The 16,681-nt window shown below is 63.4% G+C and carries 19 protein-coding genes; 4 read left to right on the forward strand and 15 right to left on the reverse strand.

Going from position 1 to position 16,681, the window contains the following annotated elements:
* Window positions 1–118 precede the first annotated feature (118 nt).
* Complete coding sequence (locus tag A2J03_RS08220) at window positions 119–610, forward strand: flavin reductase family protein (RefSeq protein ID WP_068371953.1); 492 nt, start codon at window positions 119–121, stop codon at window positions 608–610.
* Between the two features lie 128 nt (window positions 611–738).
* Here the strand turns inward: A2J03_RS08220 and A2J03_RS08225 are convergent, their stop codons facing one another.
* From A2J03_RS08225 to A2J03_RS08235, 3 genes are all read right to left on the reverse strand, one after another.
* Window positions 739–2,574 carry an acyl-CoA dehydrogenase gene (locus A2J03_RS08225; RefSeq protein ID WP_068371956.1) on the reverse strand — a complete coding sequence of 612 codons (1,836 nt, stop codon included), beginning with the start codon at window positions 2,572–2,574 and terminating at the stop codon, window positions 739–741.
* Between the two features lie 80 nt (window positions 2,575–2,654).
* Window positions 2,655–3,278, reverse strand: coding sequence for a class I SAM-dependent methyltransferase (locus tag A2J03_RS08230; RefSeq protein WP_068372035.1), 624 nt, complete (start codon window positions 3,276–3,278; stop codon window positions 2,655–2,657).
* A 37-nt stretch (window positions 3,279–3,315) separates the two neighbouring features.
* Window positions 3,316–4,392 carry a DUF4185 domain-containing protein gene (locus tag A2J03_RS08235; RefSeq protein WP_082897679.1) on the reverse strand — a complete coding sequence of 359 codons (1,077 nt, stop codon included), beginning with the start codon at window positions 4,390–4,392 and terminating at the stop codon, window positions 3,316–3,318.
* A 177-nt stretch (window positions 4,393–4,569) separates the two neighbouring features.
* Here A2J03_RS08235 and A2J03_RS08240 point away from each other — a divergent pair, with 177 nt between their 5' ends.
* Window positions 4,570–5,004: a MarR family transcriptional regulator gene (locus A2J03_RS08240; RefSeq protein WP_068371963.1), complete on the forward strand. Its 435-nt coding sequence runs from the start codon at window positions 4,570–4,572 to the stop codon at window positions 5,002–5,004.
* A gap of 2 nt (window positions 5,005–5,006) precedes the next feature.
* Here the strand turns inward: A2J03_RS08240 and A2J03_RS30955 are convergent, their stop codons facing one another.
* The 7 genes from A2J03_RS30955 to A2J03_RS08270 all read right to left on the reverse strand — a co-directional run bounded on the left by A2J03_RS30955 (window position 5,007) and on the right by A2J03_RS08270 (window position 9,243).
* The gene (locus A2J03_RS30955) at window positions 5,007–5,168 is read right to left on the reverse strand and encodes a hypothetical protein (protein WP_197480672.1); all 162 of its coding nucleotides are present in this window, start codon (window positions 5,166–5,168) and stop codon (window positions 5,007–5,009) included.
* A gap of 45 nt (window positions 5,169–5,213) precedes the next feature.
* Window positions 5,214–5,555 carry a DUF4180 domain-containing protein gene (locus A2J03_RS08245; RefSeq protein ID WP_068371965.1) on the reverse strand — a complete coding sequence of 114 codons (342 nt, stop codon included), beginning with the start codon at window positions 5,553–5,555 and terminating at the stop codon, window positions 5,214–5,216.
* Window positions 5,552–5,968 (reverse strand): helix-turn-helix domain-containing protein, encoded by a 417-nt coding sequence (locus tag A2J03_RS08250; protein WP_068371968.1) that lies wholly within the window; start codon window positions 5,966–5,968, stop codon window positions 5,552–5,554. The genes A2J03_RS08245 and A2J03_RS08250 overlap by 4 nt, the downstream gene beginning before the upstream one ends.
* Before the next feature lie 141 nt (window positions 5,969–6,109).
* Window positions 6,110–6,763: a TIGR04282 family arsenosugar biosynthesis glycosyltransferase gene (locus A2J03_RS08255; RefSeq protein ID WP_068371971.1), complete on the reverse strand. Its 654-nt coding sequence runs from the start codon at window positions 6,761–6,763 to the stop codon at window positions 6,110–6,112.
* Complete coding sequence (locus A2J03_RS08260) at window positions 6,760–7,398, reverse strand: glycosyltransferase family 2 protein (RefSeq protein WP_197480673.1); 639 nt, start codon at window positions 7,396–7,398, stop codon at window positions 6,760–6,762. The genes A2J03_RS08255 and A2J03_RS08260 overlap by 4 nt, the downstream gene beginning before the upstream one ends.
* On the reverse strand, window positions 7,391–8,440 hold the full coding sequence (locus A2J03_RS08265; protein ID WP_068371974.1) for an NAD-dependent epimerase/dehydratase family protein: 1,050 nt from the start codon (window positions 8,438–8,440) through the stop codon (window positions 7,391–7,393). Before A2J03_RS08265 ends, A2J03_RS08260 begins: the two co-directional genes overlap by 8 nt.
* Window positions 8,437–9,243, reverse strand: coding sequence for an S-methyl-5'-thioadenosine phosphorylase (locus A2J03_RS08270; protein WP_068371977.1), 807 nt, complete (start codon window positions 9,241–9,243; stop codon window positions 8,437–8,439). Before A2J03_RS08270 ends, A2J03_RS08265 begins: the two co-directional genes overlap by 4 nt.
* 16 nt (window positions 9,244–9,259) lie before the next feature.
* Between A2J03_RS08270 and A2J03_RS08275 the strand changes: the two genes are divergently transcribed.
* A complete protein-coding gene (locus tag A2J03_RS08275; protein ID WP_068371980.1) occupies window positions 9,260–10,621 on the forward strand; it encodes a hypothetical protein in 1,362 nt (453 codons plus the stop codon).
* A gap of 18 nt (window positions 10,622–10,639) precedes the next feature.
* Here A2J03_RS08275 and A2J03_RS08280 read toward each other — a convergent pair whose 3' ends face one another.
* Genes A2J03_RS08280 through A2J03_RS08295 form a run of 4 tightly spaced genes read right to left on the reverse strand, consistent with a single transcriptional unit; the run spans window position 10,640 to window position 13,790 of the window.
* Complete coding sequence (locus A2J03_RS08280) at window positions 10,640–11,302, reverse strand: class I SAM-dependent methyltransferase (protein WP_068371983.1); 663 nt, start codon at window positions 11,300–11,302, stop codon at window positions 10,640–10,642.
* Window positions 11,299–11,766 (reverse strand): hypothetical protein, encoded by a 468-nt coding sequence (locus A2J03_RS08285; protein WP_082897682.1) that lies wholly within the window; start codon window positions 11,764–11,766, stop codon window positions 11,299–11,301. The genes A2J03_RS08280 and A2J03_RS08285 overlap by 4 nt, the downstream gene beginning before the upstream one ends.
* Window positions 11,766–13,103, reverse strand: a complete 1,338-nt coding sequence (locus A2J03_RS08290) for a molybdopterin-dependent oxidoreductase (protein WP_231912428.1) — start codon at window positions 13,101–13,103, stop codon at window positions 11,766–11,768. The genes A2J03_RS08285 and A2J03_RS08290 overlap by 1 nt, the downstream gene beginning before the upstream one ends.
* Window positions 13,104–13,790 carry a hypothetical protein gene (locus A2J03_RS08295; RefSeq protein ID WP_068371989.1) on the reverse strand — a complete coding sequence of 229 codons (687 nt, stop codon included), beginning with the start codon at window positions 13,788–13,790 and terminating at the stop codon, window positions 13,104–13,106.
* A 488-nt stretch (window positions 13,791–14,278) separates the two neighbouring features.
* Between A2J03_RS08295 and A2J03_RS08300 the strand changes: the two genes are divergently transcribed.
* Entirely contained in the window at window positions 14,279–15,109 is an 831-nt protein-coding gene (locus tag A2J03_RS08300) for a sulfurtransferase (protein WP_197480674.1), read from the forward strand.
* A 7-nt stretch (window positions 15,110–15,116) separates the two neighbouring features.
* On the opposite strand, the gene A2J03_RS08305 is transcribed toward A2J03_RS08300, so the two are convergent.
* The gene (locus A2J03_RS08305; RefSeq protein WP_068371995.1) at window positions 15,117–16,679 is read right to left on the reverse strand and encodes a GMC family oxidoreductase; all 1,563 of its coding nucleotides are present in this window, start codon (window positions 16,677–16,679) and stop codon (window positions 15,117–15,119) included.
* Between the last annotated feature and the right edge of the window lie 2 nt (window positions 16,680–16,681).

A 16,681-nucleotide genomic window follows, 5' to 3' on the forward strand; every position in this document is an offset into this window, starting at 1 on the left:
AGACCGTTTCAGTATTTGCTCGACACCGCATCGGGCACCGACACTCGTATCGTGGACCGTGTGCGGCGATGGGGACCCGTCATCACAGCTGCACAGACGCACGAAAGGGAACTCCGGTATGACCTTGACACACACCGATCTCGACCAGGCCACTCTCCGTCAGGCCTATGCGCAGTTCCCCAGCGGAGTCGTTGCCGTCGCAGCCGAGATCGATGGTGTTCCCGTCGGGCTTGCGGCGAGCAGTTTCGTCGCGGTGTCCATCGAACCGCCGCTCGTCGCGGTATGCATTCAGAACACCTCGACGACGTGGCCCAAGCTCGAGGGCCTGCACAGTATCGGCGTCAGTGTTCTGGGTGAGGCGCACAACGACGCCGCCCGCACCCTGGCTGCAAAGACGGGTGACCGGTTCGCAGGTCTCGATCTGCAGACCACCGACAAAGGTGCGGTATTCATCGAGGGCGCGACCGCGTGGCTCGACACCACGATCGAACAGCAGGTACCGGCCGGCGATCATGCAATCGTTCTGCTGCGCATCCATTCCCTGAAAGTGCAGAGCGAGATAGACCCGATCATTTTCCACGGTAGTAAGTTCCGCAAACTGCAGGCGTGACCTCAGGCGCGCGCGGAATTGCTGGATGCGCAACTGATAGCTGACAATTCGGGCGGCACCTACTCCACACGCGAGAAACGACGAAGGCCGCAACCTTGGAAAAGGTTGCGGCCTTCGTCAGTGCAGAATCAGAATGCAGCTTCGTCGAGCTCCATGACGTCGAGATCGATGTTGGTGAGGATGCCGCGGGTTGCGGTCAGCTCCGGCAGAACGTTCTTCGCGAAGAACGACGCGACGGCGACCTTGCCCTCGTAGAACGACTTGTCCTTGCCTTCCGCGCCGTTGTCGAGTGCCGCGATGGCAATCTCGGCCTGACGCAGAAGAAGCCAACCGATGAGCAGATCTCCGAAAGCCATGAGGAAACGCACCGACGCGAGTCCGACCTTGTACAGCTCGGTCGGCTGCTCCTGTGCACCCATGAGCTGCTGGGTCATCGTGGTGACGATGGCCTGCACATCTTCGAGTGCGGTAGCGAGCAGAGCACGCTCGGCCTTGAGACGGCCGTTGCCGGCTTCGCTGTCGATGAACGACTTGATCTGTCCGGCGACATGAGCGAGTGCGACGCCACGGTCACGGGCGATCTTGCGGAAGAAGAAGTCCTGCGCCTGGATGGCCGTGGTGCCCTCGTACAGCGAGTCGATCTTCGAGTCGCGGATGTACTGCTCGATCGGGTAGTCCTGAAGGAATCCGGACCCACCGAGCGTCTGCAGCGACTCGGCCAGCTGGCGGTAGGCGATCTCCGAGCCGACGCCCTTGACGATCGGAAGCAGCAGGTCGTTGACGCGGTAGGCGATGTCCTCGTCTGCGTCGGAAACCTGCTTCGCCGTGATCGGATCCTGGTGTGCGGCGGTGTAGAGGTAGACCGCACGCAGGCCCTCGGCGTATGCCTTCTGCGTCATGAGGCTGCGGCGCACGTCGGGGTGATGGGTGATGGTGACGCGCGGCGCGGTCTTGTCCGTCATCTGCGTCAGGTCGGCGCCCTGGACGCGCTCCTTGGCGTACTCGAGCGCGTTGAGGTAGCCGGTGGAGAGGGTGGCGATTGCCTTGGTGCCGACCATCATTCGTGCGTGCTCGATGACGTCGAACATCTGGGCAATGCCCTTGTGAACCTCGCCGACGAGCCAACCCTGTGCGGCGATTCCGTGGCCACCGAAGGTGAGCTCGCAGGTGGTCGAGGCCTTGAGGCCCATCTTGTGCTCGACACCGGTGACGAAGACGCCGTTGCGCTCGCCGAGTTCGCCCTTGTCGAAGTCGAAGTGAGTGTTGGGGACATAGAACAGGCTCAGGCCTTTGGTGCCCGGTCCGGCGCCTTCGGGGCGCGCGAGGACGAGGTGCATCGTGTTCTCGAACAGGTCGTCGGAGACGGCCGAGGTGATGAAGCGCTTGACGCCCTCGATGTGCCAGGAACCGTCTTCCTGCTTGATCGCCTTGGTGCGGCCTGCGCCGACGTCGGATCCGGCGTCGGGCTCGGTGAGCACCATGGTGGCAGCCCACCGGCGCTCGACGATGACCTTGGCCCATTCCTTCTGCTCATCCGTGCCGTTGTGGAACAGCACATTGGCGAAGCCGGGACCTGCGGAGTACATGAACGCAGCCGGGTTGGCGCCGAGCAGCAGCTCGTTGATGGCCCAGCCGAGCGTGCGAGGCGCGGGGATGCCGCCGACTTCCTCGTCCAGACCGACGCGCCACCACTCGCCGTCGTACAGCGCCTTGAACGACTTCTTGAAGGCGTCCGGCAGCGTTACGGTGTGTGTTTCGGGGTCGAACACGGGGGGAGTGCGGTCCGACTCGGCGAAGGATTCGGCCAAGGGGCCTTCCGCCAGCCGTACGACCTCGCGCAGCATGTCGCGGGCCGCCTCGCCGTCGAGGTCGCCGAAGTTCTCGCCCGCGAGGGACTGGTCGAGTCCGAACAGTTCGAACAGATTGAACTCGAGATCCCGAAGGTTGCTCTTGTAATGGCCCATTGCGTGTTCGCTCTCCAGTCGGTGGTGCGGTCTCGTAAGTACCGCCCAAGTTAGCTACTCGTCGGTAACATAGAGCGATATTACTCCCGATCGGCTCCGCTGCCAAGGCCGGACCTACCGGCCAGTAGTAACGAATCGATTGCGGTGCCGTCGGGTGTGGTTCTCAATCGCTTTTCGCACCGGAGAATGGTGGCGCGTCCGCCGACATCTGATGCCAATTGCTCTGGCGTGTAGAGTATTTCGGGATCCTGTGGCCCGCCCACCCCGTCGGCGATATTCGACGAGTGGTGACCGAGAATCATGAGGATTCCATCAGGTTTCAGGCCACCGATTGCGTTGTGGATCACTGTGCGACGTTGCTCCTGGGGCAGATGTAGATAGAGCATGAGCACCAAGTCATATTCGGGCTCGGGTAGGACGGTGGTCACATCCGCGTGGACCCAGGTGAGTCGGGTCTGGACGGACTTCGGGGACTTCGATGCGATCCGGTGGCCCTTGGTGAGTCCGACGGCGGAGAAGTCGACGGCTGTCACCTCCCAACCACGGGTGGCCAGCCACAGCGCATTTCGGCCTTCACCCGAGGCCAGATCCAACGCCCTTCCTCGTGGGAGAGTCGTTGCGAACTCGACGAGGGTCTGATTGGGCGGAGCGCCGTACACGAGATCTGCGGCGGAGTATTTTGCGTCCCAGGCCGAGGCATCCATGGAGTCGAGTATGCGGCCGAGGTCTCGGTCCACGTAACTACAGCGTCGTTCGGAGTAGTACGACGTTGTAGTTGCGGTGCACGGTGGCAAGAAAGTAGAGGTCGGATCCCGTGGACCACGGGTGGATGAACGGCGCGTAGGCACTCGGCAGTTCACGTGTGTCGACGAGAACCTCCGGCGCACTCCACGGACCGACCGGGGTGGGTGATCGCCGCATGACGATGGAGTCGAACGGGTCCGTGGTGAGCATCAGGTACTGCCCCAGATGCTGGTTGTACGCAACGGACAGCTCACCGACGCCACCGACGATGGGAGCGGCAGCCGCGGGGTCGTTCTTCCTCCATTCGTGCCCGTTCCAGTACTCGTACTCGCCGAGGTCGAGGATGTCTTTCTCGGGAACCCTGGCGACGTGGCCGAGGTTGCCCCGTCCGGGCGGGGTTCCATACTGGTAGACGAACCCGCCGTCTTTCAGGAAAGCGGTTTGCTGGAAGTTTCGATTCCCGCCTTCGCTCGGTCGCTGAGTCTCCGGCACGGGCGCCCAGCTTTCGCCGTTGTCACCCGACACGGCGAGCCCGGAGTAGTTCGTCTCCCATCGGCCGGGTGTGCCCCAGTTGTTGACCGACATCAGACTCATGAACTGATTCGGTCCCACTGCGACGCCCGCGGTGGGGATTCGGCTGATCTCGACGAACGGAATCTTCGGGCTCGGAACCACTTCTTTCGATTGGCCGATCGGATCTTTGACGACGCTGTCGAACGTCATTCCGTCCGCGAGGTTGCCGTCGTGGCTGCGGACGATGGCGTTGCTGCGCCAGGACCAGAGACTGCCCTGAAGAAGGTTCGGCGCGCCGAGCCCGGCGGTGTCACCGAAGGCTGTCAGGACTTCACCGTTTCCGTTGTCCCACATGATGCCGAGATCGGTTCCGAGCATGTTGAAGTTCTGTGTCTCGTTCGTGCTCGACATACCGGTGGTCTGGGCGACGGCGACTGTACGGCCGCTCAGCTGGGGAACCCCGAAGGTCCCGTTGAGCACGGGGATTGGATTGATTGCATTGGGGTTGGCTGCGGCAGAGCCGACAACGACCAGAGACGACACCAGCACGGTGATGAGCATCGTCGTCGAACGCTTCACAAAGCCCCCCAGGCAAAATCCGGTCGCAAGGTCTCGAACCGCCGGAATTGTAGCCCAGTAGATTGTTTTGGGCGGCAATACCGGGGACAAGGTCGATGACGGAGCGAGTTGGCACGGCCGGGAACGGGGGTCGATGGTAAGGCGCGCTAACCTGAGCGAATGAGCTCCGAATCGGACATGTACCTGGCCAGGGACCTTTCCGTCTCGGCGTTGCGACTGAATCGGAGGCTTCGGCTGCGGCACACCAGCGACAGAATCCCCGTCGGGCAGCTGTCCATCTTGACGACCATCTTTCGCGAAGGGCCGATGACGACGCGCGAGCTGGCGTCTCGTGAGCGGATCAAGCCACCGTCGGTGTCACGTTCATCGCATGCGCTGGTGGAAATGGGCTTGCTCGGGCGGGTTCCGCATCCCACCGATCGGCGGCAGGTGATGCTGACACTCACCGAGGAAGGCCGTCGAATTGCCAGTGACGATGTCGCGGAGCGAGAGCGAGTGCTCGCCGAGCAGCTGGAGTCGCTCACCGACAGTCAACGGGTTGCGTTGGCCAAGGCGTCGGACATCTTGATTCGAATGGTGGAGCGGATCGAATAGGGCTAGCGATCGTGCGGGACGGACTCTTCGATGTCCTCCGTGTCCCAATTCAGCGTAGAGCCCAGTTCTTCGCTGTCGGCACGCCGCGAGACACGGCCGAGCACGATGGCAACGAGCAATGCCACCGCCAGCCATATCGCTACGCCAATCAGTACCCCGGTCACACGTCGTTTGTAGCACTCTGTCCTGTGAAAAAGCTGCGAAAGCTGCTATTGGATTGTTGCAATCCGGTCCTGGAGAGATAACCGATCGGGAACGAACCAAATGTGTGGCCCCCGATTGGACTCGGCCACGAATGCACGGAGGGGCTCGCTGGTGTTCGTCAACAGGCTGATGTCGCCCTCGATCACGAGTCGAATCCGGTAGTTCACCAGCTTTTGCACAAATTCTCCTGCGATCCGGGTGCTGAGATCGAAAAAGTCCGAATGTAGTCGCGCGAGGGGAACAACGACCACGGAGGCGTCCATCCCGTATGCGTCGCCGACGAGATCGAGCGCGTCGGATTCGGACGACAGCAGCGGTCCCGACCGGTCGAGGTAGAGGATGTTCATCGACTGCCCTCGACGAAGGTGTCGATCAGACGAAGAACGTCCGAGGTATCGCTTCCTCCGCCGATGACGATCACCTTCAACGTGGCGGCATTCGCGTCGTATCCGGTGTCGATCTTCAGACGTCTGTCGCTGGGGCCGCGGCCGGTCGCCGATGTGGACAGAAAGAGTGCGAGCCGCGATGCGGTTTGTTCGTCGATGTTCTCCACATCGACGACGGCAGTGACGTCGACGCGGATGGCTGCGGTCGGGGCTTCGCCGCCGGTCAGTGCGGCCAGACCGTCTGGGGTGATGCGGTATTGCTTTCCGATCCGCACCGCCGGCAACCGGCCGTCCTGGATGTAGTTGCGTACCGTCCGCACGTGCAGTCCGAGGAGTTCGGCGACCTGCTCGGCGGTGTAGTAATCATTCCCCATAGTTCCTCAAACTACCGTATTGCGGCTCCGCCGCAGTGGCACGGTTAAGTGCACTGGAGTGCGCTTAACCGTGCCACTGGGGCGGAGCCCCGGCAAGAACCCGCAGCGCCGAACCGTTCCCATTTCTTCCCTGACCCTGTCTCACGGCGCGTACCGATGCACCGCGTCCCGGAAGCGACTGCCCGGCGCGCACTCGGCCGCGACGGGTCGCAGGTCGCTCTCGTGGTCGACGTCGCGCAGGACCGGCAGCGCTTCGATCTGTGCACCGAGCGCGCGTAACACGTCCAGCGTGCGCGCCCCGGTGTCCGGCGTCGACATGGGGACGCCGAGCAACGCCCGGGCCAGCGTCGGATCAGGTAGTCCGAGCGCCCACCATCCGCCGTCCTCGGCCATACCGAGAACCGAGTGCCCGGTCCCGGTGAGGAGCTCGGCCGACGATGCCAGTAGCGCTGGATGCACCTGCGGGGTATCCATGCCGATCTGGAACACCGGGTCGCCCGCCGCGTCTTCGTGCGCGTACCGCAATCGTTCGGCGAAGCTCTCTCCGCGCTGCTCCACCACCGTGTACGACGCCAACGCCGCTTCCAGTTCTTCTCGACGACTCGCGTTGGCGAGATCGCCTGTCATCGCGACGATTCGGGTGTCGAAGCCGGTTGCGGACACGGCGTCGAGGGTGTCCAGCAAGGCGGCGGCTGCGATGTCGGCGGCAGCGTCGTCGCCGAGGGTTGCCGCGAGCCGTGTCTTGGCGAGTCCGGCGACGGGCGCCTTCGCGACGACAAGTGCAGTGACCTTCACTTCAGTACCTTCCAGAAGTCCCGTACCGCAACGACAGTCCCTCTGACCGAACCGGACACCTTGGATACCCCTGCGGTGCGGGGGTTGTACGACACGTCCAGTTCGGTGACGGTCCAGCCCGCCTTCGATGCGAGAACGAGCAGTTGCAATGGGTAGCCGGAGCGTCGATCGCTGACATTCAAGTCGAGAAGGGCTTGTCTGCGCACCGCACGAATGGCACCCAGATCATGGACCGGGAGCGAGTACTTGGTCCGAAGCCTCATGGACAGAACAGTATTCCCCAGCCGAGCGTGGAGAGGTGAGTTGCCGCCCCTGCGTCGTCCGACTGCGAGGTCGGCGTGCTCTAGGGCAGCAACGAGAGGCGGCAGGTCCTGCGGATCCATCGATCCGTCGCCGTCGAGCACGCACACGACCTCGGAGTCGGCAGCGGTGACGCCCGCGTGGACCGCGGATCCATAACCTGGGACGGGTTCATGGATCACGGTGGCGCCGAGGCTCGCCGCTACGTTCGCGGTATCGTCTGTCGAGTTGTTGTCCACGACGAGGACGCGATAGCTGTCGGGAATGCGCGCGAGAACCCCCGGCAGCGAACCTGCCTCGTTCATGCACGGGATGATCACGGTCACGTCAGACACGTGGGGCGCCCGTGCCTTCGGCGTCGCGCAGAGGTGCCGTCGCGAACTCGCAAAGTCCGACGTCGGGCGGGATCGCCGCACTGAAGCCGATTTTCTCGCGGGCCAGTTCGGGACTTGCCACGATATGCCGAACGTCGCCGGACCGGTACTTTCCGGTGATCTCAGGGGCGGGTCCGTCACACGCGTCGGATAGTGTCTGTGCGACTTCGCCGATCGTGATCGGCTGTCCCGAGGACACATTCAGTGCTGTGAATCCGGGGAGATCGGCCGAGATCGACAACGCGTTCGCGGCAGCGATATCGGATACGTGGACGAAATCTCGGAGCTGTTTGCCATCCTCGTAGACCTGGGGAGGTTGCCCGGCCTCGAGTGAGGACCGGAACATCGCCGCGACGCCCGAGTACGGTGTGTTGCGCGGCATGTGGGGGCCGTACACGTTGTGGTAGCGCAGTGCGGTCACGGACCCGCCTGTCGCCAGCGTCCACGCCAGGGCGTAGTTCTCCTGCGCAACTTTGCTCGCGGCGTACGTGCTACGTGGACGCAACGCCGAATCCTCGGTCACCGGAGCCCAATCCAACACCTCGCCGGTGTCGGGATCGGTGTTGTCGAACTGCCCGACCCCGAGCTCGGTGCGGGGCCCTGGCGTCACGACGTGTCCGGATGGGTTGCAATACTTACCTTCCCCGTAGACCACCATCGACGATGCCAGAACCAGTCGTCTGCAGCCAGCTTCGGCCATGGCGGACAAAAGAACCGCGGTACCGAAGTCGTTGTGGCTCGCGTAGGCCGGGGCGTCTGCGGCGTCGACGCCTGCGCCGACCACTGCTGCTTGGTGGCACACGACATCGGTGTTCTCGAGCAACGTGACGAGGGCGTCGTGGTCGCGAACGTCCACGCGGTCGATTCCGTCGGGTCGGTTCTCGGTCCCGTGGGCGGAGGCCAGCATCGCGTCGATGGCGACGACGTCGAATGTCGGAGAGAGGGCAGACAGAATGTGGCTTCCGATGAAACCGGCTGCACCGGTCAGAAGTACACGCGTCATGGTAGCTCGATCGGTAGAGCGATGCCGTCGTGGACGCGGCACGACTCGCACGGTCCCATGAGTGCGGCCCCGATCGCTCCTCGAACCAGAGCTTTCAAGGGTTCGATGTTCTTCTGGAACTCTGCGAAGACATCTACTGCTCGAACACCCTGTCCTGCTTCGATTCCCGCGTCGAGATCGGTGACGAGTGCGATCGGCGTGTAACAGAGTTCGAGTTCGCGCGCCAGCACCGCTTCGGGATGTCCGGTCATGTTCACCAACGTCCACCCCTGCCTGGCGAACCATTGGCTTTCCGCGCGGGTGGAGAAGCGCGGACCTTCGACGACCACCATCGTCCCGCCGTCGACGACTCCGTCCTGCAGCGCGGCGTCGCGAAGGTCTCGGCAGTACGGATCTGCGAACTCGACGTGGATGCCGCCGTTGTCGAAGTAAGTCTGGATGCGTCCGTTCGTTCGGTCCACGAGTTGATCCGGCACGACGACGGTTCCCGGACCGAGCTCAGGGACAAGGCTTCCGACGGCGCACGGGGCGAACACGCGTTGAACACCGATCGTCCGCAGGGCCCACATGTTCGCCCGGTACGGCAGCGTATGCGGGGCGTACTCGTGGGCGACGCCGTGGCGTGGCAGGAAAGCAACCGGCCGGCCGGCGACGTCACCGATGGTGATCGGGCCACTGGTCGATCCGTAAGGAGTATCGATCTGAATGCTCTCGGCGTCCTCGCCGAAGAACGAGTAGAAGCCGCTTCCGCCGATCACGGCGATGTCCGCGCGATGATGCCCCGGCGTGAGTGCTGTCGTCATGATGTCATTCTCTTCTATGCTGGGCGCGAGAGTAAGTCGCACTAGGGAAAAGGTGAACGCTATCCGCTACTGGAGAGAGTCTCTCGCCGCAACAGTGGCTCTCGTGCTCGTGGCGGTCGCGTTCGTCGTGCCGTACCTGGGCAACGAACTGGTCACTCCGATCATCAACAGAACACCACAGCAAGTACGCGATTTCGCGGATGCTGCACCTCTTTTCGGCTTTCGTGAGTTCCACTACGGCTGGGGGACGCCGTTCGCGATCCTGATCGCCGTGACCGGCGTTCTGTGGGGTCCGGATCTTGCGCGCAGATTGCCGTGGCGCCGACTCCTTGCTCTGGTGTGGGCCGCCTCTGCTGCCTGGACGATGTCGCTGGCGATGATCGACGGCTGGCGACGTGGCTTCACCACCCGGCTTGCGTCCACGGACGAGTACCTGCACGAGGTGCCCGGTGTCACCGACATCCCGGCGACGTTGCGTGGATTTTCGGAGAGGATTCTCGACTACCAGGCAGACTCGTGGACGACGCACGTCTCCGGACATCCGCCAGGCGCGTTGTTGACATTCGTGTGGCTCGACCGCCTCGGGCTCAGTGGAGGCGCTTGGGCTGCGACTCTGTGTGTTGTCGTCGGGACAAGCGCGGCCGTCGCCGTCATCGTCGCGGTGCGTGCACTCGGGGACGAGACGATGGCTCGTCGAGCGGCGCCCTTCGCAGTGTTGGCGCCGGCGGCCATCTGGGTGGCTGTGTCCGCGGACGCCTTCTACATGGGTGTCGTGGCGTGGGGCATCGCGCTGCTCGCCATCTCCACCCGAGCGCACCGGTGGCCGGCATCGTTCGCGGCGGGTGTGCTTCTCGGGTTCGGGATCTATCTGAACTACGGGCTCGTGTTGATGGGACTGCCCGCCATCGCAGTGCTGATCGCAGCGCGCACGGCATGGCCGCTCGTCGGTGCCGTGGCGGGTGCGCTGGTGGTCACTGCCATCTTCACCGCGTACGGGTTCTGGTGGTTCGACGGCTACGAGCTGGTCCAGGAACGCTACTACCAGGGCATCGCGTTGGACCGGCCGTTCGAGTACTGGGGATGGGCGAACATTGCCGCGTTGTTCTGCGCAGTAGGGGTGGCGGTACCGGCGGCGTTCCCACGGATCTTCACCAAGGCCGCGCCGATCAACTTGCTGGTCATCGGCGCACTCGCAGCCGTCGTGATGGCAGATTTGAGTCAACTGAGCAAGGCCGAGACCGAACGCATCTGGCTGCCGTTCGCGATGTGGATGCTGCTCGCTCCGGCCGTTCTGCCTCAGCGCACGCACAAGTTCTGGCTGACGCTGCAGGTGTCCGCTGCGCTCGCGATCAATCATCTCTTGTTCACGAACTGGTGACCGAAGTGCGCGCACTACCTACCCACTCACCGGGGAAGATCGTAGCCGCGCAAAGTACCGACCGTGAATCGGCGCGATGTCGACGACTGAAAGTCCTGCGGCCTGCGCCAACCCGGATGTCGCATCCACGCTGACACGCGCCCAGGCAAACCAGTCGCCGACCGTCGTGTCGGTCTCCCAACGCACTGTCTGTGTGAGGACGCGATCGTCGCCAGGTGCATCGACCTCGGCGATCACGGATCCTCCCGGCCGAATCAGCTCAGCGGCCCTGCGTAGCAATCGAACCGGATCGCCCCCGATGCCGATGTTGCCGTCGGCCAGCAGCACACTGTCCCATTCGCCTACGTTCGGCAAGGGTTCGAACAGATCCCGCAGTACCGCTCGACCCCCGCGGTTGACGGTGAGATCGACGGCCTTGCGGGAGGTGTCGACGCCCAGGGCCGAGATGCCGCGTCGTGCAAGCCCTTCGGTGAGCCGACCTGGACCGCAGCCCAAGTCGAGGGTAGGACCCGTGCATTGATCGATCATCGAGAAGTCGGCGATTCGGTCCTCGAGGGTCGACGCTTCGCCGCCCATCCATCGTGCGATCGGAAGCGACTCTCGCGAGCCGTCGGAATGGCCCATCCAGCACGGGAGGCCGGAGGAGGCCCGACGAAACAGCTCGTCAGCTGTAACGGTCATGTGTCTCTCCTGAAGGATGCAAGGCGGATGGCGTAGGCGACTGCACTGACTCCGAACAGAGCCGCGGACAGCAACAGCCAGCGACCGAGGTACGGCTCCTGAGTCGAACCGGTTGCGGCCTCGTAGGTCTGCGATCCCTGCTGCAGTATTCCGGGGAAGAACAACGCGAAGGTCAGCGCAGTCCCCAGTGTCGGAATGCGAACATAGTTCAGTGGCGAGACGCGCATGCGGTGCGTTCGACCGAGCCCGAATCGGAGTGAGCGATCGGCAATCGCATACAGCGGGAACAGCACCAGATCATGTGCGACTACGGCTCCGGCGAACCACACGGCAATCGACTGCCACCAGACGTCTTTGTTCCAGAACGTCTGAATGCCAGCCACGTACACGACATATCCCACGAGAGCGAAGGCGAAACCGAGTGTGAGTAGGTGGAGCGGACTCGCCCCGTACAGTCGCCTGATCACGATGACCTGAACTCGATGGCCGCGACCCATTTGGTGTTGTGCACACCCGGCATTGCCGGGACGATGATGCGGGCTGGATAGCCATGGTCGAGAGACAGGTCAGCGCCGTTGACACGGAGCGCCAGCAAGGAATTCGGATGCAGAACCTGATTGGACTGCAGTGCGGCCTGACGGAACGGCCCGTTCTCCTCGATCGAGGAGACCAGCGCCGAATCGAGGTTCCCGACGCCCGCGTACGCGGCCAGGTCCCGAAGGCGCACACCCGTCCACGTCTGCACCGTCGACCATCCCTCTACGCAGGCGATCGGGAGCTCGGCGGTGTACTGCTCCATGCCAAGCAATGCGTCGCGGTCGAATGTCACCTTCGTATCGCCGCTGATGAGTTCGAGTGCCCAGTCCGCACCGGTGTTCGCGTCGTCGATACCTGCGGCGACGGCTGTTCGGTTGATTTGGAAGTCGTTCGGCCCGTCGCCGTACGAACGTCCGCGGGGCAGCAGAATCGCGGCGTGTCGAAGGACCCCGCCGGTGGTCTGTCCTGCCGTGAGTACGGCGACGAACACCGCGCCACCACCGACGAGCGCCAGCGCGCCGCGGCGACTGATCGTGGGCTTGTCGGGGTCTGCAGCGATGAGATCGGAATCACCGACTTCTTGCTCGGTCTGCTTGTCTCGCAGTACCTGTATCAACGAACGTCGACGTAGGGTGCGAATCATCAACGGAGCCTTCAAGATCACATGGCTGACGAATCCGGCGATGAAGACCCATGCGCCCCAGTAGTGGGCGGTATAGAAACTGAATCCGAAGAGGTAGTCGTACTGGATGTTCAGTACTCCCGTGACGATCTCGAACAAGACCCCGCCGACGAGGGCGATCAGCGAAAGACGTTCCAGTGCGCCGGCTATCGATCGAATCGGCGGTGTGACGAACAGCTTGGGAATGACCGACCACAGCTTCGCCAAGACGATCGGAACGAGAACAAGCCCGAGGCCGACATGCAGTCCCTGGGTGAGTCGATAGAGCCAGGCAGGATCGGTGGGCCAGTCGAACTGAGGAAGCCGAAGCCACCCGACATCTGCAGGCATCGCCTGACCGAACTGCGGCCCGTATGCGATGTAGGACAACAACCCCGTGACGATCACTATCGGCAACCCGGCGAGCAGGACAGCGCCGAACACCGACGTGAGCCACGGGCCTCTCAGTGGGCTGCGGAAGCGGAGCTTCCGGGGGTTGTCGAAGCGGAGCTTCCGGGGGCTGTGGAAGCGGAACTGGCCACGCGCCCGAGCGCGCGAGGCCACCATATGCGGTGACCGCGCGCGCTCGGGTTCTGCGGACATTTAGGCAGTGGCGACAGTGATGGTCGCAACGCCGACGAGCAGGCCGGGGGTGACAGCGTCGGTCTGGAACGTGTCGTTCAGCAGGCCGGCTGCGGTCTCGGAGATCTTGACCTGGGTTCCCTGGAGGATGGCAGTGTTGTCGGGACCGGTTGCCAACGGGTTCAGAGTGCGTCCGTCGAGGTCGAAGATGACGGCGTCTTCGGCTGCGACCTCGCCGTTGACCGAGACGGTGCCGGTGAGCAGTGACGTGCCCGGATCGATGTCGAAATCGGTGAGCTCGACGACGGTCTCGCCTGCGGTGAGCGACAATCCGCTCCCATCGTGCATGATTTCACCCTGGACGTAGGGATCGACCGTGCCGGGCTCCCAGTACTTCACGTTGCCGCCGGTGATCGGGAAGCTGATGGAACCATCTGCGAGAGTGGCGGTTCCGATGACACCTGGCGTGAGGCCGAGCGTCGTCAGTGCGCCTGTGAAGCCGGGGTCCAGAGCGACTGCGGTGCTGACTCCGTTGCTGAGGTCGTCGACCTCGGCGGCAGGCTCGGGCATCGCTTCGGTGGTTTCCATCGCTGCCGAACTGGTGCTGCTCTCGGTGATGGAGGAGTCGTCGCTGGAGCATGCAGCAAGTGGCACGAGCGTCATTGCGCCAACTGCAGTGGCGGCCATGACTTTACGGATCGAGATCATGTCGGATCTACCTTTCGTTGCTCATCTCTTGAGCGTTGTTGGTGATTCGCCGCCGGTGCCGATCTGGATTGGTTCCGGTGCGAAGCCGGTTCGTGGCAGCGAATCGATTCGGCGTGGAGAAGGAGCGGTCGGCCGCGGGAGGCGTTCCGTTCCAAAAAACCGTGCGTCAAATCGCGTTGGTAGACACAGGCTCTCACCTTTTTGTCCAGTTCGGTGACCAGAATGTCCGTTTTCAACACTCGTAGTAGGCCCGTGACCGATCCGTGATCCGGTCGAGTCTGGTCCGTTACCTCGCGCGCCCCCCTCGGCGCTAACCGGGGGTTCGGTTTGGTTGTCGCGGCCCCCTCGGAGTGACCGAATGGCTCATTCGGTCACTCCGAGTGACTCAAACAGCCGTTCGGTCACTCTGAGTGACTCAAACAGCCGTTCGGTCACTACGCTGGGCCCCCAACCCCAACCCCGCCAGACGCCGATGCTTTCGAAGGAGAATGCCGATGAGTGTGACCCGCGACGTCGCCGACGTTGAGTCCGCGCTGGGCAGCCTGGTTCCACCGGTGGTACTCGACGTCCGCTGGGCCCTCGGTGACTCCGCCGGGCATCAGCGCTACCTCGAGGCGCACATCCCCGGTGCCGTGTTCGTCGACCTCGATACCGAGTTGGCCGCGCATGGTGCACCTGAGCTCGGCCGCCACCCCCTACCGTCGATCGAGAACTTGCAGTCGTCGGCGCGACGGTGGGGAATCAGCGTCGGCGTGCCTGTCGTTGTCTACGACAACACGGGCAATCTGGCGGCCGCGCGGGCATGGTGGTTGTTGAAGTGGGCAGGCGTCGAACAGGTGTCACTTCTCGACGGCGGTCTGAAGGCGTGGATTGCGGCCGGGCTCGACACCGCCAAGGGTGAGGAATTGGCCGCTGGGGCCGGTGACATCGAGCTCGGTGCCGGTCACCTTCCGGTCCTGACTGCCGACCAGGCCGCAGCTCTCGCGGAGTCGGGAACATTGCTCGACGCCCGGGCGGCCGAACGCTACCGCGGCGAGACCGAGCCGGTTGACCCGAAAGCAGGCCACATCCCGGGCGCAATCAGTGCGCCGACAACAACCAATCTCGATGACGACGGCAGATTCCTCCCGGCCGACGTTCTGCGCCGCAAGTTCGGCGACATCGAAGCGGTCGGCGTCTACTGCGGATCCGGTGTGACGGCCGCCCATCAGGTTGCGGCGCTTGCCATTGCGGGCATCGACGCCGCACTGTTCCCCGGCTCGTGGTCGCAATGGTCCAACGATCCGTCCCGTCCCGTGGCGACGGGTCCGAATCCCTGATGCATCTCTAGCCGAGAATCAGGTCCGCCGCCTTCTCGCCGATCAGGACGCTCGGAGCGTGGGTGTGCCCACGGATGATCGTGGGCATGATCGACGCATCCGCGACCCTCAGCTTGTCGACCCCTCGAACCCGCAGGTCAGGGCTGACGACGCTCGACGGGTCGTTGCCCATTCGGCAGGTGCTCACTGGGTGGTAAAGCGTGTGGGCGTTCTGCTCGAGCGCTTCGGACAACAGGTCCCCGGCATCCTTGGGGCGAACGATGTTGCCCAGCAAGTTTTTCAACGCAGGCTGCGACGCTATCTCGGTGCACACTCGCAGGCCCTCCAGCATCGCCTGCCGATCCGCACCGTCAGGATCGCTGAGGTAACGGGGGTCGATGATCGGCTTCGCGAGCGGATCGGATGATCGAAGTGTGATCTCGCCGCGGCTTTCGGGTCGCAGCAGAACTGACCCGATGACTGCAGCATGGGCGTCGGGTGCAATGAGACCTTCGTCGAAGAACGGTGCTGGCGCATAGATGAGTTCGACGTCGGGAAGCGACAGATCCTCGCGGCTCTTGATGAACCCGTATGCCTCGGCGACGTTCGAGGTCAGCATTCCGCGCCGTCGAGCCAGGTAGTTCACCAGCTCTGGAATCTTCTCGGCGAAGAAGAGTGAATCGTTCTCGACGCTCCATCCGATCAATGCGGCCAGGTGATCTGTCAGGTTCTGTCCGACCTGGGGTGCGTGATGCCGCACCGCGATCCCGTGTGATTCGAGCTGCGCTTTGTCGCCGATGCCCGACAACATCAGCAGCTGCGGGGTGTTCACGGCACCACCGGCGAGGACCACTTCACGGGCGGCCCGGACGGTGTGCGTCCGACCGTCGGACATGTATTCCACACCAACGGCTGCGGACCCCTCGAACACGATCTTCGACGCGTGAGCCTCGGTGAGTACGGTGAGATTGGCTCGCTTCCGAATCGGCGCGAGATATGCGTCTGCAGTACTCCAGCGAGCGCCACGCTTCTGGTTGACCATGGTCTGCGAAAAGCCCTTGGGCTCAGGCAAGTTCGCCGGTTCGACGGGGTAGCCGGCCTGTCGTACGGCGTCGAGGAACGATGTGGTGAGCGCCCGGGGGCTGCGCTGATTCGACACGATCATGGGTCCGCTTCGGCCGGCATCGAGGGCTGTCGTGCCCTCGATGCTCTCGATCTTGCGGAAGTACGGCACGATGTTCTCGAACGACCACGACGAGTCGCTGAGCGTCGCCCACTCGTCGTAGTCGGCGGCGAATCCGCGTACCCACATCATCGCGTTCATCGACGAGGATCCGCCGAGCATCTTGCCGCGTGGCCAGAAGATGCTGCGTCCCTTCAGTTCCGGCTGCGGCTCCGAGTCGTAGTTCCAATCGACATCGCTTCGGTACAGCTTGGAGAAGGCAGCAGGAATGTGCGCGAACTTGTTCTTGTCCTGGGGACCTGCTTCGAGCAGAACGACGGTATTGCGTGGGTCGGCGCTGAGGCGGTTGGCCAACACCGCTCCCGACGACCCTGCTCCGACTACGACGTAATCGACGATCGATGGCAACG

Origin of the sequence: Rhodococcus sp. EPR-157, from assembly GCF_001647195.1 — a bacterium.
Taxonomy (GTDB): domain Bacteria; phylum Actinomycetota; class Actinomycetes; order Mycobacteriales; family Mycobacteriaceae; genus Rhodococcoides.

What these genes read in the sequence shown, in the direction of transcription:
- A2J03_RS08220 (WP_068371953.1), top strand. Translation starts at nt 119, where the DNA reads ATGACCTTGACACACACCGATCTCGACCAGGCCACTCTCCGTCAGGCC.
- A2J03_RS08225 (WP_068371956.1), bottom strand. Translation starts at nt 2,574, where the DNA reads ATGGGCCATTACAAGAGCAACCTTCGGGATCTCGAGTTCAATCTGTTC.
- A2J03_RS08230 (WP_068372035.1), bottom strand. Translation starts at nt 3,278, where the DNA reads ATGGATGCCTCGGCCTGGGACGCAAAATACTCCGCCGCAGATCTCGTG.
- A2J03_RS08235 (WP_082897679.1), bottom strand. Translation starts at nt 4,392, where the DNA reads ATGCTCATCACCGTGCTGGTGTCGTCTCTGGTCGTTGTCGGCTCTGCC.
- A2J03_RS08240 (WP_068371963.1), top strand. Translation starts at nt 4,570, where the DNA reads ATGAGCTCCGAATCGGACATGTACCTGGCCAGGGACCTTTCCGTCTCG.
- A2J03_RS08245 (WP_068371965.1), bottom strand. Translation starts at nt 5,555, where the DNA reads ATGAACATCCTCTACCTCGACCGGTCGGGACCGCTGCTGTCGTCCGAA.
- A2J03_RS08250 (WP_068371968.1), bottom strand. Translation starts at nt 5,968, where the DNA reads ATGGGGAATGATTACTACACCGCCGAGCAGGTCGCCGAACTCCTCGGA.
- A2J03_RS08265 (WP_068371974.1), bottom strand. Translation starts at nt 8,440, where the DNA reads ATGACGCGTGTACTTCTGACCGGTGCAGCCGGTTTCATCGGAAGCCAC.
- A2J03_RS08270 (WP_068371977.1), bottom strand. Translation starts at nt 9,243, where the DNA reads ATGACGACAGCACTCACGCCGGGGCATCATCGCGCGGACATCGCCGTG.
- A2J03_RS08275 (WP_068371980.1), top strand. Translation starts at nt 9,260, where the DNA reads ATGCTGGGCGCGAGAGTAAGTCGCACTAGGGAAAAGGTGAACGCTATC.
- A2J03_RS08280 (WP_068371983.1), bottom strand. Translation starts at nt 11,302, where the DNA reads ATGACCGTTACAGCTGACGAGCTGTTTCGTCGGGCCTCCTCCGGCCTC.
- A2J03_RS08290 (WP_231912428.1), bottom strand. Translation starts at nt 13,103, where the DNA reads ATGTCCGCAGAACCCGAGCGCGCGCGGTCACCGCATATGGTGGCCTCG.
- A2J03_RS08295 (WP_068371989.1), bottom strand. Translation starts at nt 13,790, where the DNA reads ATGATCTCGATCCGTAAAGTCATGGCCGCCACTGCAGTTGGCGCAATG.
- A2J03_RS08300 (WP_197480674.1), top strand. Translation starts at nt 14,279, where the DNA reads ATGCCGATGAGTGTGACCCGCGACGTCGCCGACGTTGAGTCCGCGCTG.